Below are 24731 nucleotides of genomic sequence, written 5' to 3' on the forward strand. Positions count from 1 at the left end.
CCAGTTAGCTCCTGATTAGGGAGCGATATCAAAGAGTGACAACACACAATGAAAGGTTGTGACAATCAGCAAATAGAATGAATAATAATTGTCAGTCAATCGCCCATTTTTATAGTCATAGCATAGATTTCGGAGCTTGGCACTAGCAATTATTAGGGGCAGAGCCAATAATGAGATCACGCTTCAATGATTGACTTAATAATCAATTTTAAGTGTGGATAGAGAACGGAGTTTTGATCACCGTGAAAGAGATCGGAGTGAACTACTAGATTCGCGGATAATATTCGCGAATCTATCTATTTTATTAAGTTCATCAACAGTATCGCGAAGCTCACCCACACCACCACTAATAATGATTATCCCGTATCACAAAATCAGTCAATTTTTCACCCTTGCTTATATGCTTTAAAGCCTTATCCCACAATAGCTTTGAGTCGCTTGTCACCCCGTGAGCCCAATCTGCCTAAATATAGCAATGAGCGCTCAGGTATTTACAAGGCCCAGCTCAAAGTGCATTCTAGAAAAGGCCTACAAAAAATAATGTGTAAATATGCCAGCGCACATTGCTATATAGAAAAAAAGGAGGTTTAGCTGTTGTAACTTATCCCAGACAAGGATTAAAATTAACTGGCAACCAGATTAGAATTTTTTTAGGCAGAAGGGTTAAACAATGGTTTGGGATTGATAGTTTTTATTTGTATAAGCCATCAAACTTAAGTTTTAATAATATCAAAGAGCTAAGAATACTGCCAAGGAATCAATGCTTTTATGCTGAATTTGTTTATGAGACTGAGCATCAAAAAGTTGAGTTAAATCAAGAAAATGTACTAGGACTAGACCCTGGACTAAACAATTGGCTAACGGCGGTTTCTAACGTTGGTACTAGCTTTATAATTGATGGAAAACACCTCAAATCCGTTAATCGTTGGTATAATAAACAGATTTCAACCCTGAAAGAGGGGAACGCTCAAGGGTTTTGGTCAAAAAGGTTAGCTAAGATCACAGAGAAACGGAACCGAAAAATGAGAGATGCTGTTAACAAAGCAGCTAAAATTGTTATTAATCACTGTCTTGATAATAATATTGGGGTAATTGTTTTTGGGTGGAATAAAGAGCAAAAGAAAGAAAGTAATTTAGGCAATAAAACCAATCAATCTTTTGTCTCAATTCCGACAGCTAAACTTAAAATCCGTATTGCTCAATTATGTCAACAATACGGGATTAGGTTTATAAAAACGGAGGAAAGTTATACTTCAAAAGCTTCTTTTTTAGATAATTATCTGCTACCTATTTTCGGTGCAAAACCCCAGGGGTGGCAACCATCTGGAAAGCGGACAAAAAGAGGTTTATATCGAACCGCTAATAATCAATATAATATATTAATGCTGATGCCAATGGTGCTGCCAATATAATTCGCAAAGTAATCACAACACTTAATTTTGATTTAAGTCAAGTGCATAGGGGCGTTTTGACTCGTCCCCAGAAGCTTAAATTCTGGTCAGCTAAAAAGACGTGAAGGAACGTGGTTTTAACCCGTTGCGTAGCATCCTTTTAGAATCCTTTCGGCTTTAGCCAAAGGAGAAGTCAAATTAAACCTGCTATATACCTTATACCTTATTGCCTATCTTTTAATAATTTCTTCTGGTTGAAATTGATGATTATCGTCAAGAGACCAACTGAGAAAGTCAATAGTTTTGCCTTGTTTAACAGAAAGGATAATATAGGAATATTCTGGCCAGGCGTAGGTACGGTCAAATTCAGAGGGTATGGCTGGATGGTCTGGGTGAGAATGATAAATGCCAATGATGGAGAGATGGCGTTCTCTTGCAGATTTCATTGCTTTGAGCATTAGTTCTGGGGATATGGCATATCTTTTTTCTTCTGTAAATTCTGTTTGTTCCGGCCAATATTCACCTGCTTCTGTTTGCCAGGCGTTTTCAGCAGGCCAGACTTCGATGACTGTTTTTGTCTGTTGGTTTTGCTGACCTAATAGTAAGCCACAACATTCATTTGGGTAGGATGTTTCTCCATGGGTGGAAATTTTTTGGAAGTGGGAGGAAGGGAGTATTAGGGGCATTTGTTTTCAGTAGGTTCTACTTTTAAAATCATGTCACACTTTTTTGTTGCTGTATCTAAATTTATGAGATAGCATTTAGAGATAATATGTACTGTAAAATTATCTAAACCTCTTGAGGCTTCAATGTGAGTTCATTTTAGAGAAAGAATAGGTCTTGATGCCCGTGAATCAAATTAATTCATATATGGTCAAAACGAAGGATGAAAATCAAGAAGATGAAGAGGAAAAAAAACAACAAAATCAAAGGAAGTAAAAAATCAAGGTAAATTAATAATAGATGCGACCTGCGCACCTGCTGATATCAGCTATCCCACAGACATAAATTTATTAAATCAAGCCAGAATTTTGACACAAAAAATTATAGATATCCTTGATGAACCTATAAAAGGAGAGTTTAACAAAAAACCAATTACTCACCGCCAAACAGGGAGAAAAGAATATCTAAAAGTAGCAAAAAAAAGACGACCTACCTGTAAAGAAATCAGGAAAGCCCTGAAAAAACAACTGAAATACGTCTCGAAAAATTTAGCTAGCATAGAGCTTCTAATAGAGAAAGGGGCGAGTCTAGAAAGTTTGAGTAAAAAACAGTATAAAATGCTGTTAGTAGTGAGTGAAGTTTATCGTCAGCAACAATGGATGTGGTCAAACAAAAAACATCGAATAGATGACCGTATAGTAAGTTTAAATCAACCTCATGTGCGTCCAATAGTTATAGAAAAAGCAGGAATTAATACAGAATTTGGAGCTAAACTTTCTGCAAGTTGTATAGATGGATATGTATTTTTACATCGAATAAGTTGGAATAACTATAATGAATCAGGAGACTTAAAATCTCAAGTAAAGCATTTAAAAACTACACAGGTAATTATCCAGAGTCGGTTCATGTAGAGCAAATTTACCGAACAGCTCGAAAATCGAAAATTATGTACTGAAAGAGGAATTAGAATGAGCGGTCCTCCCGTGGGTTGACCACAAAAAAATATTCAGAAAAAAAAGAAGAAACAAGCTCAGGAGCGATGAAAGATTACGGAACTATATTGAGGGTAAATTTGGTCAAGCAAAAAGAGGATTTAGCTTACAGAAAGTAATGACCAAACTTTCGGAAACTTCCAAAACTGCGATCGCGCAGCGGAACGGAGTTCTATCGCAATTACTTTCTTAGTAATCAACCTTTCCACCCTCTTAAAAGAGGCTTTTTCTCTTTTTTTGTACTTTTTTGCAGAAAAAACTGTTTTTGCGGTGTGTTTAATAATTTCAAATTATGCTTAAATGAATGATTATAATAAAAAATTATCATCAACTTTTTTTGAATAACAAATCAACCGTTTTCATAATTTTTCAGCAAACTCTAATTATGAATTTATTAACTTGTCTGTCTTTATCTAATGTCAATGTCTTTTGATGGGAAAAATATATGGGCTAGATTTTGAACATTTAACTGTTTTAGTACGAGCAATAGAATATTTTCATTCAGCTTCATTAATACTTGATGATTTACCTACTCAAGATAATGCTTCTTTGAGAAGAGGTAAATTAGCTTTTCATAAAAAATATAGTCAAGCTGAGGCTCAAATAACTGTATTTTCATTAATTGCCAAAGGTTATGATGAGCGATGAGCTGGGAAATATTCTAACTGATGATAGTTCTAAGATAAAAATTATTCAATATGCCTCAAAAATTTGTAGTAATAATGGATTATGTTTAAGACAAATAAAATATTTAAAATGTAGAGATAGTCAGGAAGTTAGTCTTGACTATATAAAAGAAATAGCTTATCTAAAAACAGGTTTAGCTATTGAATTTGGCTTAGTTTAAGTATCAATATTGGGAAAGGATTCAGCAGAAAATATTGAAAAATTAAAACTCTTTAGCAAGTATATCGGTATAGCATATCAAATCAAAGATCACTTAAAGGATTCCCTGAATGTATCAGAGACAGGTAAAGATCAATTTTTAGATCAAACCAACAAAAAAAGTTCTTCATTTTTGTACCTACTTGAATCTGTAGAAGCTAAGAAACTTTTAGACTGTTACAAAAGTCTTGCAATTGATACATTGCTGAAAATTGATTTAGACTTCAGCACTCTTCAGGAATTTATTGAACTTTTCTTTGCTTTTACTGACATATAGGCTGTCCACTGAAACAACTACAACTGAATAATCAAAAATTCTTGCCAAACTAAATCCTTTGTAGTTTGATGGTAAATGATTATCCAGTTTATTATTTATATGCTCCGAAACAGTTATTGATTTAGACTTCAGCATCCGGTGGTGGTGCATAGTAATGGTAAAGGAAGCACCGGGAGTTTAGGGAGATGGGGAGATGGGGAGTGTCGGAGATGGGGGGATGGGGAGATGGGGAGTGCCGGAGAAATTAAAAAATATATATCCTCACCATTACCATGCAGGACTACCCAGCATCCTTCAGGAATTTATTAAACTTTAATTCTTGCCAAACTAAATTCTTTGTGGTTTGATGGTAAATTGTAATCAAGTTTATGCTTGATATATTCCGAAACAGTTTATGAAAGATACAAACACTGAAACTAAACCAGATAAAGTTGGTACAGCAGAAGCAGCTTTTCTTTTAAATATTTCTACCGCTCGACTAAGATTACTTCTTAGGCAAGGTCGTCTGAAAGGAGCAAAAAAAATCAAACGCTTCTGGGTAATTCCTTTAAATAGTCGAGGAATGCCAGAAATTACTCCTGGTCGTCGAGGTCCTCAAGGAACTTGGAATAAAGGATTTCGTACAGGTAATACTTTTATCCATGTACTGCGAAGAGAAATTGACCATAACCGAGACCACGGCACATCTGTTCCAGCCATTTCTGTCAAACAAGGAGACAGAAACGATCGCTGCCATGAAGTAGAAATTCTGGGAAACTGCAAAATTGTCTATCGACCTCATAAACCTAACAGAAGTCAAGCAGGTGGCGCTCGCCTGTGGATTGAGACAGAGCCTGATGTTGAAATTATTCGCAAATTTTTCCGAGATGTAGAACTCGAAGAAGATAAACCTCAAGGCTTTGGTTAACTTTGACTCTGATTTTTTAGCTTAACTGGATTTTTATCCGTATATATAGTGTTCGGTGTTGGTTTCTTTGATTTTTAGGCTGACATTGCAGATTGTTATGGAAATAATTCCGATATTTGTGGCAATGCTAACCATCCTCAAAATTATTTTTTGAGAGTACGTGAGCGCTCGCCTCTATCTGTAATATTTTCTCTAGCAATTTTTCTCCCCTAACCTCATGAATAATAAGTATATAGATGGGATGGCTACCTTTACCTAAAAATTTTCTGGGCTCAAAATTATTCTGGAGTTTTCTGTAATTCCGGTTTTCCTCTGCCATAATTGCTTCTTCTAGATATTGAGAGAATTTGAGGTTGTAAGTATCAAAAAAAACTCTAATCTGAGATTGCACCTAATCAGTAAAACCAAGCGACCTAACTAAAGACTTAGCCAAATAATAAACAACCGGAATAGATACAGCATTCCCGAATTGTTTCTTAGCAATATTCTCACGACTATGCGCTCTAAAACAACTAGGAAAACCTTGTAACTTCCCACAGTCTTTTGCAGTTATATATCTATACTTTTTCTTCCGATAAATTTCCTTGATAAATAAACACTTATACTCTTCTGGAGTTTCCCCATTAATAGAAACCGTAGCTATACAATCTTTTGTACCTGTAGCAGTTAAGGTCGGTACAATCTCAGAATGAGGTAAAAATATTCTGTATATGCCATTAATTCCTGATGAATTTTTAGAATTGACAAATTCATAACCCTGTTGCGCAACATAACGAATAATTTTCTTCTCCACCAAATTATTCAACTCTTGAATTTGCAAATTATCTATTAATTCAGACAAATCAGTAAAAGATAAAGGATTACCATCCTTAGTTCCGTATTTTTTTCTTCGTCTATTTTTCAGAATCGTCGAGCAAATCAGCTTTTCTCTTTTAGTTGTCTTGATGATATCCCAAGAGTGAATAGTTGTATGACCATTTCTCGTATCACAAAAAACAAAAAAATCATTCAACTCATTATTTTTCTGAAATCTATTTCTAGATACTGGTATTGTGCCATTAAACAAAATATCTGGCGATAATTTTACCTTTTGAATATCAAAATCACCCTGGAGACCATCAATAACTTGAAAAAGTTTAGCTTGAATTTTCAATGGTTCGGGAAAATCGAAACAATCTACATCTAAATCTTTCCTAATCCCGACAATAAAAACTCGTTCTCTATTTTGAGGCAATCCAAAATCCGCAGAATTCAGTAATTTGTAATAGACACGATAGCCAATATTTTTAAACTTCTGAATAATTAATTCAAACGATCTTTGATTAGCGGGACTAATCAACCCTCTAACATTTTCAAAGATAAAAGCTTCAGGTTGATTTTCCTCCACAACTCTCATGGTATCAAACCAAAGTTTTCCTCTAGAATCATCAAAACCCTGTAATTTTCCAGCCACAGACCAAGGTTGACAAGGAACTCCACCAACTATCAGATTTACTTGCCAAGGTAACTTAGAAATTTTGGTAATATCTCCCAAATATTTTTCATCATTATTTATATATCCAGTCAAAAAATTTTGCTGATAAACCTTAAGAGAATCCGAGTCAATTTCCGAATATCCTAAACATTTGCCTCCCAATTTTTCTAGAGGAATTCTAAATCCACCAATACCCGCAAATAAATCTATAAAAGTGAACCGATGCTCATATATTTGTAAATTAATAGGTTTCTCCAGATTAAAAAAGCTTAATTGGGTTGGGGAATTAATAAGCTGAACAGACATGAGTCAATTTTTCTGATTATTACTAGGATTAGCATTTTGACATCTTCTCCAGTTAAATCAAAGATTATAACGGGAGATTCCCAAACCTCACGATTTAGGGTTACTGCTTGAGTGGCACTTATCTAGATTGTTTCCAACCCCTCGTTTCCTGCATACCCAAGCCAAGATATTTAAAAACTGACCGAATCCTGCATCTAAAGTATGCTTGCTTAACATTTCTTTGGCCCAGGTTCTCAAGTCTAGGTCTTCAACGAATATCATTCCTGCTTGGTCGCATAAATGATGAGCGAGCTTAAAGTGAAAGTCTTTTCGGGTGTCTGAGATTTTTTGATGAAGTCTCGATATCTTCTGGTTAAGTTTATATCGATTTGCTGAACTGGATGATTTTAACTTTAATCTACGTTGCAGTAATTTCAACTTGCTGTGTAGTTTGGTTAAAAACTTTGGACGTTCAATCAATTCACCATCAGAAGTTGCTAAGAACTTATCAAGTCCAATATCAATCCCTAATGGATGTCTAGAAGCCTGGGTATCCGGAACACTGACAGGACTTTGCAAAGATAACATGGTAAAATACCCACTAGCTCGTCTGACCACTCTCACCTGTTTCAGTTTAAATCCTTCTGGGATGGGGCGAGATAATCTCATAAGATAGTTAATTTTTACGGTAAAATCAATATTATAGATACTTACTATTAAAAACTAGCTCAAACATAGCAATATAAATTCAATAATTGCTAGAGCAAGCGAGAGTGGTTTAATACTACAAAATTAATGTACCTATTCGTAATCTAACATTTCTGCACAAATAGTCATAATTATTTGCGTATATTTCTCAGAATTTAGGCGAAATCTTTCTTGGGCTACCCGAAATATTTGTAGTAATCTAATTATATGTTCTACAAAAATTCTTTCACTAGCAAGTTCTTCCCGATCGAAACTTTTCTTGACTGCTTAATTCTTGATTTTTTGGCTTTTTTTTAGGTGTTTTTATTGCTGGTTCTCCAAGGTAAGCTTGATCACCAGTAAATTTTTGTTTTGGAGAGAATCTTTGTTGTGTTTCACGAAAAAAATTTATGTCGCTCTTTTTTCCTGGTTTTCCAGCTTCGATATCAACAATATTTTTACCTAAAGGTAGCAAAATTACCTGACTTTTTCTCTTATGATTTTTTTTCTTTCCAGAATAATATTCTTTTTGTTTTTCATATTTTTGGGGTCTTTCTATAGCCTGTTCATAACTATCTATGATTAACTCGTACTCTGTTAAAATTTCCTTAACAATTTCTTGGTCACTTGAGTTTTTTTTACTTGTTCTAGCAGGCTTGGTGGTAATAATTCTCCAATTATTGGGCACCAGTAATTAAAGATACCATTGGCAGTAGTTTCACTTACTCCGAATTGAATTCCTAGTAGTTGAAATGTTGTCAAATGTCTTAAATAAGTTAAGGTTAAAATAATTTGTTCTGGGATAGATAATTTAGGTGGCCTACCACCACCAGAAGCAATTATTCGCGCCTTTTTTAGCAGTAGCTATATCTCGCTGATTATTATGTAGTTTTTCTGCTTGTTTTAATAACTTTTCGAGCTGTTCATACTTGATGCCGGAGTAACGTTCTGATTCTTGTGAATGGTTGTGAATGTACTCAAGCATACTGGTCATAATTAGCCACTAAAAATTATTTTTTTTATTACTATATCACAATTTATTTATTTTTCGGAGATGTCTATTGTTTGTTTGGTCGCGATTCATCTCCCGGTAAATGGGAGATTATACCCGGAGTCCTCTCGCTCCATTTCAGATAGCAAAAATACGAATATTATCCATGATTAATTAATTTTTTTCTTCAATCAAATGATAGCTGAGTTATAATTATTATGTATTTGCCTAGATAGGATTTAGGGATGGTAGATAAGTACCCTATAAGAACTGGATTTGGTATTAATACGATTTCACTTTAAATTTGCTTTCGCTGAAACGGTATAGCTATTATTTCCTGAAGGAGACGATTTTGAACTACAAACCAGACCCAATAGATACTTCCAAGGTAAATCTCACAACAGAACATTTAAAAATAACAGAATTACTGGCTAAAAATACCCATGAAATTTGGTCAAGTCAGCGACTTTCTCAGGGTTGGAAATACGGAAAAAATAGAGATGATAGCAAAAAATTACATCCTGGTTTAGTGCCTTATGAAGAATTATCAGAGTCAGAAAAAGACTATGACCGGATTATTTCTGTGGGAGTAATTAAAACTCTTTTAGCTATGGGTTATCGCATCAAAGGCAGCGAACAAACTAACAAAAAAAGTTCTGAAGTTGACGATCATAATTTGTGTTTAATTTTAGAAAGTTTAAAAAAATCATCCCAACTAAATTTAAAAAGTTTACAAACAATTCGTCGAGAAACTATTAATCTTCATTTGCGTTACCCAGAAATTTTTCGGATTTTAGGTGAACATATCCTGAAACTAGGGGAGCCATTAATGGCTTATGATATTTTATCGGAGGGGTTGAAAAAATGGCCTAATGATACCCGTTTACAACAACTTTTAGCTTTAAGTTTGGCTCGGAGTGGAGCAACTCAACGGGCGAATAATTTATTATTAGAATTAGTAAATTCAGGCAAAAATGATGAGGAAACTCTTAGTTTATTAGCTCGGACTCATAAAGATTTGTGGAAGCAAGCTATAGTTCCAGAGGAAGGCAGCACACAAATAGCATTGGCAGCGCAAAGATATCAACAAGCTTATCAAATAAAGAGGAGTTATTATCCGGGGGTAAATGCTGCCACAATGACAATGTTGATGGGAGATGATGAAACAGCAAGAGCGATCGCTACTGAAGTACGGGGAAAATGTCTAGCTAAACTCCCACCAGTTTCCCATAGGAGTGAGAATGACTACTGGTTACTAGCAACCTTGGGAGAAGTAGCTTTGATTTTAGGGGAAAACTTAGAGGCAGAAGATTGGTATAATAAAGGAGTGGAGTTAGCTAAGGGAAAATTGGGGGATTTAAGATCGACTCGTCGTAATGCTACTTTGATTGTACAATATCGCCAGGGGGATATGGAATTGGTTAAGCGCTGCTTTCAGATTCCTAGGGTGGTAGTGTTTAGCGGTCACATGATTGATGAACCGGGTCGCACACCACCGAGGTTTCCACCAGAGATAGAGTTACAGGTCTATCAGGCAATTCGCGATCGCTTGATTCAGTTAGATGCTCGTTTAGGTTATGCTGCAGCAGCTTGTGGTAGTGATATTTTATTTTTGGAAGCGTTATATGAACTTCAAGGAGAAGCTCATATTGTCTTGCCCCATGAGCGAGAACAATTTATCAAAAATTCTATTGATATTATCCCTAATAGCAATTGGCGAGAACGGTTTGATGAAGTTTTGGAAAAAGCGACAGAAGTGATTATTCCAACTCATTATAATCTTGAGCACAGCAATATTTCTTATGAATATACTAATAGTATTCTCTACGGGATGGCAAAAATGCGGGCGGAACAGTTGGATACTGAACTTATACCAATGGCTGTTTGGAATCAACAAATTGGTGGGATAGGTGGTACAGCAAGGGCTGTAGAATTTTGGCGACAATGGAACGATAATGTGGAAATAATTGATATTCAGCAGATTTTACAATCTGTGATGACAAAGAAAGTAGAGATTTTGAATACAGTATCCACACCGGCAACTCCCCTACAACCAACTTCTGCACCAGAAGACAAAAATCGATTAATTATGGCGTTGTTATTTGCAGATGTTAAGAGTTATTCTAAGTTGAAGGAAAACCAGATTAGTTTATTTGTAGAACATTTTCTCGGTGCGGTGGCGAAGTTTGAGGGTAAATCTTCTTATAAACCAGTGATGAAAAATACTTGGGGAGATGCTTTATATTATGTATTCTCTCATGTCAGGGATGCGGGTTTATTTGCTTTGGAAGTATGCGATATTGTTCAGAGTACAGATTGGGAAAAAGTAGGGTTGCCTGCTAGTTTAAATTTACGGGTAGCCTTACACACAGGGGTGGTTTATAAATATACTAATCCCATCACTGGGGCTACAACCTACAGTGGTACTCATGTAAATTATGCTGCCAGAATTGAACCTATTACCCCACCAGGAAAAGTTTATTCGAGTCAAGAGTTTGCTGCAATGGTAGCTTCGGAGGGGGTGAAGGAATTTACTTGTGATTATGTGGGAAAAACTCCTTTGGCTAAGAGTTATGGTACATTTCCTACTTATCATGTGCGACGTTGTGGGGGTGGTTTTTAATAATTAATAATTAATAATTAACAATTAATAATTGTAAGCATTCAGCCGTCAGCTATAAGCTAGCTTCCTGCGGAGGAACTGCGAACTTCAGCTATTGCTTTTAGTTTCTGATCAAAGCTTTATTATTCAGAATTAAATCTTGCTACAAAAGTCAGTTTTCAAGTCTATATTTGTTTAAATCTCCTCCTTAAGGTTGAGGTTTTTATTGCTGAGAGCTGACAGCTAACAGCTAAGTAGGTGGGTTTAATTATCTGTAAAATAGCAATGGAGATTCAAAACAGTGAAAAGCAAGTTCTCAATTGCTTTTAGGTTCTTTTTCATATTTTTTGTTTTAACGTTTATTTATGCCTACCTACTTAATAGCTGAATGCTTACTAATAATTAATAATTAACAATTAATAATTAATAACTACCTCTTCTTAAAACAGATATAGCAATCATAAATAGGTTGTGACAAATCAAAAAGTAAATAAAAAAACTGAAACTCTTACCTGTTGCCTGTTCCCTAAAAAGTAGTAAGATTTTTGACACGAATAAAATAGGATTGCTATAGGATTAGTTAAAAGTAATTTTTTTCTTCTCTTGGTCGAATAGATAATTAATAATTAGAGACTGTTTGTAAAAAAAAGCTAAAGATGGCCATGCAGAAGTGTTGAAGGTAGGAAAATAAAAACAACAATGATCACTGTCAAATAAATGTCCCGAAAATCTTATGCCAGCGATCTAAGCGATCGCGAGTGGGAACTACTTGAACCTCTGCTACCGAAACCTCTCGCATCGAGGGCCAAAACCAAATGCTAATCTCAGGGAAGTAGTAAATGGTATATTCTATATCCTTTACTCTGGTTGTCATTGGCGTTCTTTGCCCCACGATCTACCACCTTGGCAAACTGTGTCAACTAAATGCACGTAAATGGCAGCGATATGGTGTTTGGGAGGAAATCAATCATACTCTACGGCGAGAGACAAGAGTCCAAGAAGCACGACATCCAGAACCTACTGCAGCAGTTGTTGATTCGTATGGCGGTAAAAACAACAGCAAAAAGGGGGAGGTATATGGCTATGATGGTGGTAAAAAAGTAAAAGGTCGTAAGCGTCATATCTTGGTTGATACTCAAGGATTACTACGCTTGAGTAGTTGTAAGTGAGGCCAATATGGGAGAACGGTTAGGGGCTACAGTGTTGGTCATGGAACAGGCTGAAAATATTCCAGATGTAGAATTAATTTGGGCTGACTCTGGTTATAGTGGACCAAAATTTGCTATGGCGTTCGCGGAGCGTTGCGTCAGCAGTATCGCAGACCTGATTTCAGCACGAGTGGAAATCCTCAAGCGTAACACTAAGGAATTTGAAGTCTTGCCCAGGCGATGGGTAGTAGAGAGAACTTTTGCATGGTTAGTTCAGAACCGACGTTTAGCTCTGGACTATGAACAGCTACCTGAGATTAGTGAAGCTCTGATTTACACTGCAATGATTAGATTAATGTTACGAAGGCTTGCTGCTAAAAGCTCTGGGTCTTCTTAAGATTTGTTTTACAAACAGTCTTTTAACAATTAATAATTAATAATTACCTCTTCTTAAAACAGATAGGATTAGTTAAAAGTAATTTTTTTCTTCTCTTGGTCGATTGGATATGGCGTTTAGCTAACGCACAGCTTTCCTATCGGAATGCTACGCAAACGCACTTCGGCTGTCGCCGACATGAAAAGCGTTCGCGGCTCTGCAAGAGCGGGAGACTTTGCCATTCCATCCTAACGGACTGCTCCGCAAACGACCGCTTTTTCTCCTTGAAAGGAGAGGCTTTCAACCTTTATTTTTCGGTAAATACTTTTTAAATTGTTGATTTGGGTTTGATTAAATAGAAAAATATACAAATCCAAAATGTTAAACTAGGCAAGAACAAAAAGTTGCCAAGCCGGTAAACGAAGAAAAACTGTTTCTGGAGAAATAGAAAAATCTATAATTGGATGTAGCCACATTTGCCTTAGTCGATAAGAAAACCTCGTTAAAGGTTGTAAGCGAGATGAGCTAGAAAATAATTCCAAAAAATGTTTACCTGCGGTATGAACAATCTGAGGTTGCAGCCAATTCTCAGATTGTTCTGCATTGAACACATGAGCAACTGCTAATAGATAAGCAAAGGGTAATGGTGTCTCAGTGGAATATTTCCTTGGTAGCAGTGTTACATGGGTAACGTAACGGTCATAACCTGCTAAAAAAGTATCTCCTTGTAGTCGCCAGTTAGGAGAGGCTAGCTCGGGTAATACTTCAAACCAACCACCTGCTTGATTGCGGGATGTGGCAAACACAAACCAAGTGTTTTGTTTTTCTATGGATGAGCGTAGAGTCTGGGCTAGTTTTGTGTCATTTTTTGGCTGATAGCGGTGAAAAAGATAGTCAAGACCAATAATTTTGGTATTGATAGTTATCAGTTTATCAATAATTTTGGCAATATAACTACGATCCATTGGTACAGGATCTAATATTTTTGCTTTTCTAATAGAATCTTCGTCAATTTCTACTAACATTACAGGTGGTGAATTTTGTCTATCAACTTGATTGGTAAATTTACGATCTGTTCAATACCTCGATAAATTTCCTGTTGAAAATCTGTTCCTGTAGCAATACTTTCTTGGTCAAACCAAGTAGTTTTTCTCTGAGTTTGTAAAGCATCATTTAACTGTCTAGCAAAATCAGAATCTACTCGTGAATAAGGAACAAAAACATCTAAAGGTAAATTTGGTGATTGTTTAGCACTTTCAGTAATAAATTCTATTTGTAAATCTGTGGGTAAATTAACTACTCGACTGTTAGCTAGCTCCAACCAACTTTGATATTGTTCGAGATTATAACCCCGGAGTAAAACACTAGGATTTCGATTTTTTTCCAACCATTTTAAAGCCTTGACTAATAAAACTTTATGTCGTTGATAATAAATAGCCTCTTGTTGTAATTCTTTGATAATTTTTTCTATTCCTTGAGATTCTGATTGAGTAAAATCAATAAATTGTAATTTGCTAATTTCTGTAGGAATTTGTGTAGCATCTGTGCAAAAAATTAATAGAGGAATAATTCGTTTATTCAGACTCAAAGCATAGGTTAATTCCTGTTGGCAATCTTTTGATTTTATCGCTGCAGGAGAGAATAAATAAATTACATTATCGGTTCCGGCAATACCTCGTTCAATTTCTTGTTTAAAAATTTTTCCAGTTTGAATATCAGTATGATAACTCCAGACAGTAATCCCTTCCCTTGTCAAACTTTTCCCGATCTGCTCCATAATACTTTTATCTGCTTCAGCAAAAGCCAAGAAAACTTGAGTCATTAAATTATTAGCATTTTTATTACTTTCACAGATAAATTCACAATGTAAATCTTTAGGAATACAAGGTGGTTGTTCTTCGGTAAATTTAGTTTTCAACCATTGTTCTGCTGCTTGACGTTCTTGACCGATTAACAAATAACGAGTTTGTTTTTGATTTTTTTCCCAGTTTAAGGCTTTAACTAAGATATTGGTATGTTGTTTGACGTAATCTTGATGACGACTAAATAATTCGATTAAGTCAGTCAAACTTTTGTCAAAATTATCAAGATTTTCCCGAAAATAAACCCAGTTAATTCTGCCTATTTCTGGGTGCATATTCGGGAAACTTGAATGCTTACCGTTGTGTTGATAAATCTCCCATTCTTCTAAAGTGCCTTGAGGATTTCGTTCTTGCCAAATTTCATAAGTAATTTGTTCAACGTGAAGTAGAGGAATAATTCTTTTATTGTATTTAATAGCATGATTAATTTCTTTGAGACAGTAAGGAGAATTAACAGAATGAGGGGCAATTATAAACAGAAAATTATCAGCTTTTGTAATCCCATCATCAATTTGATTTTGAAAGTCTACTCCGAGAGGAATATCATTTTGATCGAACCAGATTTTCAGACCATTTTCTGTAAGTTTTTCATAGAGTTTTGTAGCAAATGTTTTGCTATCTACCCGTCCATAGGAAATGAAGGCATTATAATATTCAGGCATAGGTTTTTGGGCTTGGTAATATCATGTCTAGATAATCAGTGATAAAAAAATTTTTGTTTGTAGTAGGGCTTTAGCCCGAAATATATATTTCTTGGGCTAAAGCCCTACTACGAGCCTAATTATAACTGTTCTACCGAACATGATATTAATTATTAATTGTTGAATAGCCCTATACCCAATTTCATTTAACCAATATCATCGCACAAATTTCTATTATCCTCTTCCACATAAGGATTATGCTGCAAATAACCGCGCACCCAATTACAACTCCGGAGCATTAAGTCGTTTAAATCTACATCTAAATCTAGTTTTTCTACATCCCAAAGTCTAATAGTTTTATCATCACTACCAGATACTAAGACTTTGCCATCCAGACTAAAACTGACACTATTAACTGAATCTTTATGTCCGTGAAACGTCAAAATAGAATTTCCCTGCTTCGGGTTCCACAGTTTAATTGTTTTGTCAGAACTTCCAGAAGCTAAAATCTTGCCATCCGGACTAAAACTAACACTGTTTATAGAACTACTATGACCTTTGAAAGTGAAAACTTTTTCTCTTTTTTCTACATCCCACAGAGTAACAATGTTGCGATCGCCTCCAGCAGCTAAGGTCTTGCCATCCGGACTGAAACTGACACTAAAATTAGAACTCTGATTATCGTTGGTGAGAGGTTCCATTTTCTCCATTGTTTCTATATTCCAGAGGTTAATTATATTATCCTTACTACCAGAAGCTAAGGTCTTGCCATCCGGACTAAAACTCATGGTCATTACCGTGCTTTCGTGACCTTTCAGATTGCCTATTTCTTCTTTTGTTCTCCAATTCCAAAGTTTGATAGTGGTATCTTTACTCCCAGAAGCTAAGATGTTGCCATCGGGACTAAAACTAATCGCTTTGACTGCATCGGTATGACCTTTGAGTCGATGAATCTCTTGTTTTGTTTCTACATCCCATAAAATAATGGTGCTATCTTCACCTGCAGAAGCAATAGTCTTGCCATCCGGACTCAAACTAATTTTCATCACTGAATCATCATGTCCCTTCAAAGTATGTTGAGTTGTAGTTTTCAAATCCCATATCTTGACAGTTTTATCAGCGCCTCCTGAAACAAAAATCATCTCTTTCTCAGATTTAATTGTTTTATCAGCGTCTCCTGAAACAAAAATCATCTCTTTATCGGATTTATCTATCTGACAGGATGAACCTATAGGAAAACTTAAATGTTGAATCGAGTCATCATGCCCTTTAAGTGTACCGAGTTCTCTTCTCGTTTCTAAATTCCAGAGTCTGATGGTTTTGTCACCACTACCTGATGCTAATATCTTGCCATCCGGACTAAAACTTACCCGAAATGCCCAAGCATCGTGACCATGAAAAGAGCGAATTTCATTTCCGGTTGCTATATCCCACAATTTAACTATTCGGTCTTTGCTACCAGTCGCTAAATGTTTACCATTCGGACTAAAACTCACACTCATAATTGAACTAAAATGTCCTGCCAAAGTCCGAATTTCCTCACCTGTTTCTAAATCCCAAAGTTTAACCGTTTTATCATAACTACCACTTGCCAAGATCTTGCCATCCGGACTAAAACGGACGCTACTCACCAAACCATTATGTCCGAAGAGGGTGTAAATTTCTCTACCTGTGTCTACATCCCAAAACTTAATTGTTTTATCTTTACTCCCCGATGCTAAAGTCTTGCCATCTGGACTAAAACTAATACCCATCACACTAGCGTCGTGCCCGAAGAGGGTGTAAATTTCTTTGCCTGTCTCTACATTCCAGAGTTTAATAGTATTATCCTTACTCGCTGATACTAAAATCTTACCGTCTTGACTAAAACTCATACTATTTATCCAGTCAGTATGTCCTGAGAAGGTGTCAATTACTTTGCCTGTTTCTACATCCCAGAGCTTTATCTTCTTGTCTTTTCCCGCCGATGCTAAAATTTTACCATCTGCACTAAAGCAGACACTAATAACGGAGCGATCGTGTCCAGACAAAGTTCGTATTTCCTCGCCCGTTTCCATATTCCACAGCTTAATCTGTTTATCATCGCTGCCTGATGCCAATATTTTGCCATCGGGACTAAAACTCAGAGACCTAATGGAGTTTTTATGTCCTTGTAATCTGTTGCTTTCACTGCCACTATAAACAGACTGCTGCAATGCATCAATCACTTCTGGGTCTTTCGCCTTGTATCTTTGCAAATTTTTTCCCGCTTTAATAACTTCTATGAAAGCCTCTAATTCTTTATTCCCAACAAATAGAGACAAGGAAGAGCGAGCAAGAGACTCTGCCAAATTAAGTTTCGCTTCTTTATGCTCATGTCTAGCATTCTGCCACAACCCAGTGCTAATGATGACTGCTAACAGCGAACCTACTGTAATTCCCCAAGCAGTTGTAATATCTTGTTGTCTGCGTTTTGCTTTTGCTTGTTGGATGCTAGTATGTAGCTCGTCACTAGCTCCAATAAATTTCTTTTGCAACTTGGTGAGTGGGGGGTGTTTGTTACTGTTAAGAGCTTCCTGTAACCAATTTTTAGTGATCGCCAGTTCACTTCCTCGTAGCAATAAATCTTCACTAGCTTTTTCCTGCCAGTCCAACGCTTGTTGTGACAATTTTGTATGGTTTCTGACATAATCTCGATCGGTATCCAAAAAACGTACTAGCTCGCTAAAGTTAGCATAAAATTCTGCTCCACAGCGATTAAAATCTAACCATTGCATCTTTGCCAACTCTGGATGCAACTCCTTAGTATCAACCTTTCGATGTAATACTGTCACAAACCGTTTATTTAAACTTTTTGCATATTCCACCTCATTCCCACAATAGGGAGAATTTACCGACTCTGGAGAAATAATAAATAAGAAGTTATCCGACTGTTCAATACCCCGATAAATCTCCTCTTGAAAATCTGTGCCTGTAGCAATACTTTCTTGGTCAAACCAAGTAGTTTTCCCCTGAGTTTGTAAAGCATCATTTAACTGTCTAGCAAAATCTGAATCTGCACGGGAATAAGAAACAAAAACATCTATAGCTAAATTAGGTGGTTGTTTTGTACTTTCAGTAATAAATTCTCTTTGCAAATTAGTTGGTAAATTAACAGTTAGACTTTGAGCTAGCTCCAGCCAACTTTGATATTGTTCGAGATTGTAACCACGCAGTAAAATACTAGGGTTACGATTTTGTTCGAGCCATTTCAAAGCTTTGACTAATAGAACTTTATGTCGTTGATAATAAACTGCATCTTCCTGTAATTCTTTAATTAATTTATCAACCCCTTCCTGATATAATTCACCAGTCAAATCAATAAATTGTAAATTGCCAATTTCTGAAGGAATTTGTGCTATATCAATAGGTTCTATTATTAGACAAATAATCCGTTTATTTAGACTCAAAGCATAGGCTAATTCTTGCTGACAATACTCAGATTTTATAGCTGCTGAAGACAATAAATAAATCAAATTATCAGCCCCAGCAATTCCTTGATTAATTTCAGTCTGAAAATCTTTGCCTGTTTTAATATCAGTATGATAACTCCAAACAGTAATTCCTTCTCGAATTAAACTTTTTCTAATTTTCTCTACGATCTGTTTATTTTCTTCAGCAAAAGCCAAGAAAACTTGAGTCATTAAATTATTAGCATTTTTATTACTTTCACAGATAAATTCACAATGTAAATCTTTAGGAATACAAGGTGGTTGTTCTTCGGTAAATTTAGTTTTCAACCATTGTTCTGCTGCTTGACGTTCTTGACCGATTAACAAATAACGAGTTTGTTTTTGATTTTTTTCCCAGTTTAAGGCTTTAACTAAGATATTGGTATGTTGTTTGACGTAATCTTGATGACGACTAAATAATTCGATTAAGTCAGTCAAACTTTTGTCAAAATTATCAAGATTTTCCCGAAAATAAACCCAGTTAATTCTGCCTATTTCTGGGTGCATATTCGGGAAACTTGAATGCTTACCGTTGTGTTGATAAATCTCCCATTCTTCTAAAGTGCCTTGAGGATTTCGTTCTTGCCAAATTTCATAAGTAATTTGTTCAACGTGAAGTAGAGGAATAATTCTTTTATTGTATTTAATAGCATGATTAATTTCTTTGAGACAGTAAGGAGAATTAACAGAATGAGGGGCAATTATAAACAGAAAATTATCAGCTTTTGTAATCCCATCATCAATTTGATTTTGAAAGTCTACTCCGAGAGGAATATCATTTTGATCGAACCAGATTTTCAGACCATTTTCTGTGAGTTTTTCATATAGTTTTGTAGCAAATTTTTTGCTGTCAGCACGTCCGTAGGAAATAAAGGCATTGTAATACTCATTCATGGGTTTTTATGCTTAGTAATTATATTTTGGTAATCGTCAACAAGTAATTATTTTTGCAGCTTAACTCTTGATAATAAAAAGGATATATAGCAATATGATTTAAGTTGTGAGATATTCGATAATTTTAGGGAACAGGGAACAGAGAAGAAAAAAAAATGTGTCTTCTTGATAAGATAACTACTATATTCTATACTTTTAAGGAATAGTCAAATTCTCACATCTGATTCCTGATTTCTATATCAACCAATATCCTTAAATATTTACAACTAGCTAGTAGTTTCGTCCTTAATATATCAGCATAGAAAAAGTACCATTGCCTAACCCCTCAGTTTTTAATTTAGAGTTTGTTTTATTATATAAGCTAATATATTTCTGAATAGAAAAAATCCCATTGCCTAACCCCTCAGTTTTTAATTTAGAGTTTGTTTTATAGCAATCCTATTTTATTCGTTTCAAAAATATTGTCACGTTTTGGAAATAGGTATGGAGGCAATGGTCAATTGCTAAGAGTTTCGGAGTTTATTTCTATTTTTTGAATTATTACAACCTATTTAGGATTGCTATATTATATAAGCTAATATATTTCTGATTTTGTACAGGTTATGCAGGTTTTGAAATAGGTAGCATTATTATAGTTATTTTAGTTTAGACTGAGACCAAAGTTTCTTGCTGTGCAAAGGTTTCAGCTCAAAAAGTGTATCATTCTTATTTAAAATGACTATACTTATTGGAAGTTATACCAATTATCAAGGGGAGTAGGGGAGTAGTAAAAATATGAATAATTACAGCGGTTTTCATTTCAGTAGACCAAAGTAGGGACGTTCCATGGAACCTCCCTACAAGATTTTGGTTGTGACGATATGGTTTATCAATCTGAAAAGCGCTGTAATACGCTCCTGGGGTGCTAATTATCGAAAAAGTTATTCAATTCTAAATTTTCTTGATCAGGGGAGTAGTAGGGACGTTGCATACAACGTCCGATAGCCAGAAGTAAACATAAGAATAATTAACATTAACTTGACTAAAATTAGCAAAAAAGTTCCAAATGCTTATGTTAATTACTTAATAACTGAAGTTTTGCCTAAGTATAGCATTAATGCGTGGTAATTGGTCTAAGACTTAAACTCATAATATCTGGAATCATTAGATTATCTTTTCAGATTACAGAACTGCAAAAAAAATCTTTAATAGACTCATCTACTTTCCTTCTTCCCTACTCCCTCTTCCTTGTTCCTTTGATTTTTTGGCGTTGCACAATCAGGAATGATGAAATCCGAACATTTGATATTTTTGGATAATTCTTTCCTTAATATATGTACAGTTTAAAATCTATTAGACATCTCCAACAATAAAAAATAAAATCAATTCTTATGGATAAATTATTAATTATTTCTCCCTATTCCCTGTTCCCAGTTAAGTGTTCCCTGTTCCCTCTTTTCTGGAGATGTCTATTATCATTCTTTAATGTGCAAATGTGCAACCCCGATTTTTTAGTATTCCTGATACGTTCAAATCCTAAATTACAATGGAGCTGTATTTTTTAGCTAATGCTAGTCTTTTTCTCTTTTTTTATCTTGCCAATATCAGCTAAATTTTTCACCACTTTTTGTGGGAGTATAATAAAGCATGAACCTCTCTATTCAAAAATAGATCACCTCTAGAAAAACTAGATTTGCTGCGAACTTCCTCTAAAGTGAAAGATGGTATATTTTGTATTTCTGGGTCAGCTCCAACTTGAATCAATAGATCTGCAAATTCTACTTTTTTATTAAAAGGTCGAATAGCTCTAATCTTGACACCTGAACTAATTAATGTTTCTGCAACTAACTTAACGTGTTCTATATTTACTTTTGAACCAAACCAAATTGAATTGCTAGGCACATCTACTGTCAAAGTTGGTAAAAGTATAACTTGATAATCTAAACTTCTTAAAGCTTTTTCAACTACTCCATTATCAACATCTTTAGGAAAATACTCAACCACCACAGAATTTTCTTGTTTCTGAGAAAAATTATCCCCCAACAAACTTAATTCATCCTGCAAAACTTCCTGATATACTGTTGGTAAATTCCTACTCATAGAATTAGTTTCAATTCCATATCCTAAACTCGTCCATGTACTAGATAATAACCGCAGAACTTGATTTAATTTTCCCTTTCTTAACAACCCAGGAATATCTGCCTTCCAATATTTGCGATCGCTTAACCAACCATGTACAACTGCATCCTGATATTTTGGCTCAAAACTGTAAGATGCCCAAAACAGAGACCAACCACGTTGGGGATGATAACGTTTTGCCATGAGATACCAAGTATTGCTTAACATTTGATATCTTCCTGCTGCAGTGCTACAGTTTCCTTTATTTGGACCAACAACAATTTTGATACACCAATCTGGATGTTTTCTCAGGTTAGATACCTTTTTACCTGTATAAACAACATGATAAGGTTGAGCATAATTAGACTCACTAGCTGAAATAGTTCGCATTAACGCCCGAATATAAGGATCTCCACCTTTCATTGCTAGTCGAGGCCATTTTTCTCCATCATCATAATTATAATTATCAGAATTATATTGATTAGGGGCATTTAATTTGGTTAATTGCTGTTTATTTAGATTTAATTTTCCCTTAAAAATCTGGAAAAAAGATATAAAAGAGACGATCAGTATAGATAGAAAAATTAAGCGTTTGAAAAGCATAAAACGGACTTGAGAAGGCTTCCTTCTCTTTCTTATAATTTTCGGTTTAACAGAACGCATCTAAATCGTCAAGGGTAATTTTCTAAATATTATTCTGAGAGCTTTTCACAATGAATTACATTTGCTAAAGTCTCTAATAAACATCTAGTTTAACTCAAATCACCAAAAGTTGCACCACATTTTTAACAAGTAAAATAGCTCTGATTTTTTTACAACAATTACTGTATTGAAATAATTCAAAAATGTGCTATGTAATAAATTTAAAACTACTGTTTAAGATACAGAAATAAATAATTTTGCCAAAGATTTTTCTGGTGCTTCTACCTGAGTAACAATCTCAACAATTTTATTGCAAGCTGCTGGTTGAAATATTGCCTCCACAGAAACTTGTGCTACTTTAGTACGAGAAATACTACCATCAAATAAGCGATCAGCAGGTTCCATAACAATAGGAAATTGATTCTCATCATTGTTCAGACCGCCAGGGCGAACAATAGTATAATTAAGACCACTTTTCTCAATATATTTTTCAGCTTGTTTCTTCCAGAATAAAACTAGCCAGAACAAATTTAGGGGGTGAAAAAATCTAGACACACAGAGGGATGAAACTAAAACAAAATGTTCAATTCCCTTATGTTTTGCAACATCTACTAAATTTTTAGTTCCCAAATAATCAACTTTATATGGGCCAGTAAAATCAAAATTAGGTCTAGCACCTGTAGCACATATCACTACTGTGCTATCCCCAATAGCAGTGTAGAAACTACTAGGATAAAGAACATCTCCCATTACCAACTCTGCTTCTGGAGGCAGAATTTCTCTAGCTTTTTCTAAGTTACGAACTAAAGCCTTAACAGGAATATCTCGTCTCACCAACTCTTGTACAATCCGACAACCTGTTTGGCCAGTTGCTCCGGCGATGAATACTTTCATATCTTCATGTATATAAAGCTGTAATCCAACCAATAATCAATTTTAGCTGACTGTTCGGGACTGGGCTTGATTTTATCGCAATGAATGATTATCATACTGAGATAATATATTTACTGCTATTTGATGTCAAGTAATTATACCAAAGGGTTTAGGTCTGTTTATTCTCTTACTGTTCATATTTTATTTGTTACTAAATACCGTAAAAAGGTGATTAATGTCCAGATACTAGAAAAGTTAAACAAAATATTTAATGAAACTTGTCAAAAGTGGGAATGTGAGTTAGTTGAGTTTAATGGTGAACTAGACCATGTACATTTGTTAATTAGTTTCAATCCAAAAGTTCAACTGAGTAAATTGATAGCTAATCTCAAAACTGTTTCTAGTAGGTTAATCAGAAGAGACTTTGCTGATTATCTAGGTAGATTTTACACAAAACCTGTACTGTGGACTGGCTCTTATTTTGTTGCTAGTTGCGGTGGTGTAACCATTGAGCAATTAAAACAATATGTTGAGCATCAATCGACACCAGTTTAGGAAAATTGTCAGTAATTCCTCTCCCGTTAAATCGGAGATTATAACCGGATACCCCTTGCGGAATAAAGTTGGATAAATTAAATATCCAATTTGGCAATCCTAAAATTATTGAGTATAGTGTATATATATATACACAATAGGACTAATCATGCACCACAATTTTGCTGTAGATAAAACCTTAGAAATGGACAAAAACTTGATTAGTAATTTTTACTTAAGTACAACAGAAATAGAAACACCAGAAACTAGCAAAACTCATTGGTTCAAGACTAAATATAGTGACTGCATGGAACTGTATGTAGATGTTGAAACAGTAGCAAAGCACTTTGTATCTCACCGGAATTGGTTTTGTCGATGCGCTCATCCAATGAAAGTTGAACCTATTGGAGAAAATGGCTATGATGTGTTGATTGGAAAATTGGGTGCTTTGGGATACCAGGTAGAAGCTAGAGTTGGTTTGGAGCTAGTGCCACCAGATTCCGCAGGAATATATAGAATTAGGAATATACAAGTGCCAAATTATACTGATCCTGGATATGAAATTCAATTTCAATCAGAAATGAAATTGATAGAATTACCCACCGATCAATTCTGTAGTCAGAAAGAGATTCAAAAATTGGGACTTCCCTCTGTGATTACTGGGGCAAAATGGAATCTAGATTTGACTGTAGGTGTCAAGTTTCCTCAGTTTATTCAGAAAATGTCCCCTGGTTTGATTCAGAAAACTGGCAATGGGCTATTACTTAAAGTGGTACGCCAGGTATCCCAGTTTTTGAGCTACAAAACTCAAATAGATTTTCATACTACCTATAATTTGCCATTTCCCAAGCAAAGAAAAAGAAAGTAGGGGCTTGGTCACCAAACCCCTAAATAAATATTTATCTAATGTTGGCATTCCCATACGACGCTCTCCTGTAAGGGAGCGTCGTATGGGAATGCCAACCTATACTATAATAAAATTACTGGTAGTGCTAAACAAGTAATGATTGATTATAGTGATGAATAAAATACCAAATTGC

Annotated in this window: 18 protein-coding genes and 4 pseudogenes; 10 read left to right on the forward strand and 12 right to left on the reverse strand. The window is 35.1% G+C overall.

Translation table 11 applies throughout. From position 1 onward, the window contains the following. The first annotated feature begins 563 nt into the window (after nucleotides 1-563). Nucleotides 564-1412 (forward strand): RNA-guided endonuclease InsQ/TnpB family protein, encoded by an 849-nt coding sequence (locus ACP6PM_RS22895; RefSeq protein WP_426588703.1) that lies wholly within the window; start codon nucleotides 564-566, stop codon nucleotides 1410-1412. Between the two features lie 209 nt (nucleotides 1413-1621). Here the strand turns inward: ACP6PM_RS22895 and ACP6PM_RS22900 are convergent, their stop codons facing one another. After that, nucleotides 1622-2077, reverse strand: a complete 456-nt coding sequence (locus ACP6PM_RS22900; protein WP_426588705.1) for a M67 family metallopeptidase — start codon at nucleotides 2075-2077, stop codon at nucleotides 1622-1624. Between the two features lie 108 nt (nucleotides 2078-2185). Here ACP6PM_RS22900 and ACP6PM_RS22905 point away from each other — a divergent pair. From ACP6PM_RS22905 to ACP6PM_RS22925, 5 genes and pseudogenes are all read left to right on the forward strand, one after another. Continuing rightward, nucleotides 2186-3295: pseudogene (locus ACP6PM_RS22905) on the forward strand (IS5 family transposase); the annotation flags it as partial. A gap of 183 nt (nucleotides 3296-3478) precedes the next feature. Next, nucleotides 3479-3694 carry a polyprenyl synthetase family protein gene (locus ACP6PM_RS22910; RefSeq protein WP_426588733.1) on the forward strand — a complete coding sequence of 72 codons (216 nt, stop codon included), beginning with the start codon at nucleotides 3479-3481 and terminating at the stop codon, nucleotides 3692-3694. After that, nucleotides 3681-3893, forward strand: a complete 213-nt coding sequence (locus ACP6PM_RS22915) for a hypothetical protein (protein ID WP_426588706.1) — start codon at nucleotides 3681-3683, stop codon at nucleotides 3891-3893. Before ACP6PM_RS22910 ends, ACP6PM_RS22915 begins: the two co-directional genes overlap by 14 nt. 9 nt (nucleotides 3894-3902) lie before the next feature. Next, nucleotides 3903-4208 carry a polyprenyl synthetase family protein gene (locus ACP6PM_RS22920; protein ID WP_426588708.1) on the forward strand — a complete coding sequence of 102 codons (306 nt, stop codon included), beginning with the start codon at nucleotides 3903-3905 and terminating at the stop codon, nucleotides 4206-4208. 394 nt (nucleotides 4209-4602) lie between these two features. Then, on the forward strand, nucleotides 4603-5115 hold the full coding sequence (locus tag ACP6PM_RS22925) for a hypothetical protein (protein WP_426588710.1): 513 nt from the start codon (nucleotides 4603-4605) through the stop codon (nucleotides 5113-5115). Between the two features lie 391 nt (nucleotides 5116-5506). Here the strand turns inward: ACP6PM_RS22925 and dcm are convergent, their stop codons facing one another. From dcm to ACP6PM_RS22955, 6 genes and pseudogenes are all read right to left on the reverse strand, one after another. Beyond that, nucleotides 5507-6895 (reverse strand): DNA cytosine methyltransferase, encoded by a 1389-nt coding sequence (gene dcm, locus ACP6PM_RS22930; RefSeq protein WP_426588712.1) that lies wholly within the window; start codon nucleotides 6893-6895, stop codon nucleotides 5507-5509. 135 nt (nucleotides 6896-7030) lie between these two features. Continuing rightward, a pseudogene (locus tag ACP6PM_RS22935) lies at nucleotides 7031-7543 on the reverse strand (RNA-guided endonuclease InsQ/TnpB family protein); the annotation flags it as partial. Nucleotides 7544-7675: 132 nt separating this feature from the next. Continuing rightward, on the reverse strand, nucleotides 7676-7804 hold the full coding sequence (locus tag ACP6PM_RS22940) for a hypothetical protein (RefSeq protein WP_426588735.1): 129 nt from the start codon (nucleotides 7802-7804) through the stop codon (nucleotides 7676-7678). A gap of 7 nt (nucleotides 7805-7811) precedes the next feature. Next, nucleotides 7812-8249 carry a transposase family protein gene (locus ACP6PM_RS22945; RefSeq protein ID WP_426588714.1) on the reverse strand — a complete coding sequence of 146 codons (438 nt, stop codon included), beginning with the start codon at nucleotides 8247-8249 and terminating at the stop codon, nucleotides 7812-7814. Between the two features lie 29 nt (nucleotides 8250-8278). Further along, a pseudogene (locus ACP6PM_RS22950) lies at nucleotides 8279-8323 on the reverse strand (hypothetical protein); the annotation flags it as partial. 58 nt (nucleotides 8324-8381) lie between these two features. Further along, the gene (locus ACP6PM_RS22955; RefSeq protein WP_426588716.1) at nucleotides 8382-8555 is read right to left on the reverse strand and encodes a hypothetical protein; all 174 of its coding nucleotides are present in this window, start codon (nucleotides 8553-8555) and stop codon (nucleotides 8382-8384) included. A gap of 349 nt (nucleotides 8556-8904) precedes the next feature. Here ACP6PM_RS22955 and ACP6PM_RS22960 point away from each other — a divergent pair, with 349 nt between their 5' ends. Both ACP6PM_RS22960 and ACP6PM_RS22965 read left to right on the forward strand, forming a co-directional pair. Beyond that, nucleotides 8905-11175 carry a TRAFs-binding domain-containing protein gene (locus ACP6PM_RS22960; RefSeq protein WP_426588718.1) on the forward strand — a complete coding sequence of 757 codons (2271 nt, stop codon included), beginning with the start codon at nucleotides 8905-8907 and terminating at the stop codon, nucleotides 11173-11175. A gap of 756 nt (nucleotides 11176-11931) precedes the next feature. Then, nucleotides 11932-12699 (forward strand): annotated as a pseudogene (locus ACP6PM_RS22965) (IS5 family transposase). Nucleotides 12700-13064: 365 nt separating this feature from the next. Here ACP6PM_RS22965 and ACP6PM_RS22970 read toward each other — a convergent pair. From ACP6PM_RS22970 to ACP6PM_RS22990, 5 genes are all read right to left on the reverse strand, one after another. Continuing rightward, entirely contained in the window at nucleotides 13065-13703 is a 639-nt protein-coding gene (locus tag ACP6PM_RS22970; RefSeq protein WP_426588720.1) for a CHASE2 domain-containing protein, read from the reverse strand. Further along, entirely contained in the window at nucleotides 13703-15202 is a 1500-nt protein-coding gene (locus ACP6PM_RS22975) for a toll/interleukin-1 receptor domain-containing protein (protein WP_426588722.1), read from the reverse strand. The genes ACP6PM_RS22970 and ACP6PM_RS22975 overlap by 1 nt, the downstream gene beginning before the upstream one ends. 185 nt (nucleotides 15203-15387) lie before the next feature. Continuing rightward, nucleotides 15388-19545 carry a TIR domain-containing protein gene (locus tag ACP6PM_RS22980; protein ID WP_426588724.1) on the reverse strand — a complete coding sequence of 1386 codons (4158 nt, stop codon included), beginning with the start codon at nucleotides 19543-19545 and terminating at the stop codon, nucleotides 15388-15390. Between the two features lie 1596 nt (nucleotides 19546-21141). Continuing rightward, nucleotides 21142-22245 carry a hypothetical protein gene (locus tag ACP6PM_RS22985; RefSeq protein WP_426588726.1) on the reverse strand — a complete coding sequence of 368 codons (1104 nt, stop codon included), beginning with the start codon at nucleotides 22243-22245 and terminating at the stop codon, nucleotides 21142-21144. A 273-nt stretch (nucleotides 22246-22518) separates the two neighbouring features. Continuing rightward, complete coding sequence (locus ACP6PM_RS22990) at nucleotides 22519-23178, reverse strand: NAD(P)H-binding protein (RefSeq protein WP_426588728.1); 660 nt, start codon at nucleotides 23176-23178, stop codon at nucleotides 22519-22521. A gap of 123 nt (nucleotides 23179-23301) precedes the next feature. Between ACP6PM_RS22990 and tnpA the strand changes: the two genes are divergently transcribed. Both tnpA and ACP6PM_RS23000 read left to right on the forward strand, forming a co-directional pair. Beyond that, nucleotides 23302-23712: an IS200/IS605 family transposase gene (gene tnpA / locus ACP6PM_RS22995; RefSeq protein ID WP_426588730.1), complete on the forward strand. Its 411-nt coding sequence runs from the start codon at nucleotides 23302-23304 to the stop codon at nucleotides 23710-23712. Between the two features lie 148 nt (nucleotides 23713-23860). Next, the gene (locus tag ACP6PM_RS23000; protein WP_426588732.1) at nucleotides 23861-24559 is read left to right on the forward strand and encodes a DUF1997 domain-containing protein; all 699 of its coding nucleotides are present in this window, start codon (nucleotides 23861-23863) and stop codon (nucleotides 24557-24559) included. Nucleotides 24560-24731: the final 172 nt, after the last annotated feature.

The sequence above is a fragment of the Dapis brunnea BLCC-M229 genome (genome assembly GCF_050015995.1).
GTDB lineage: Bacteria > Cyanobacteriota > Cyanobacteriia > Cyanobacteriales > Microcoleaceae > Trichodesmium.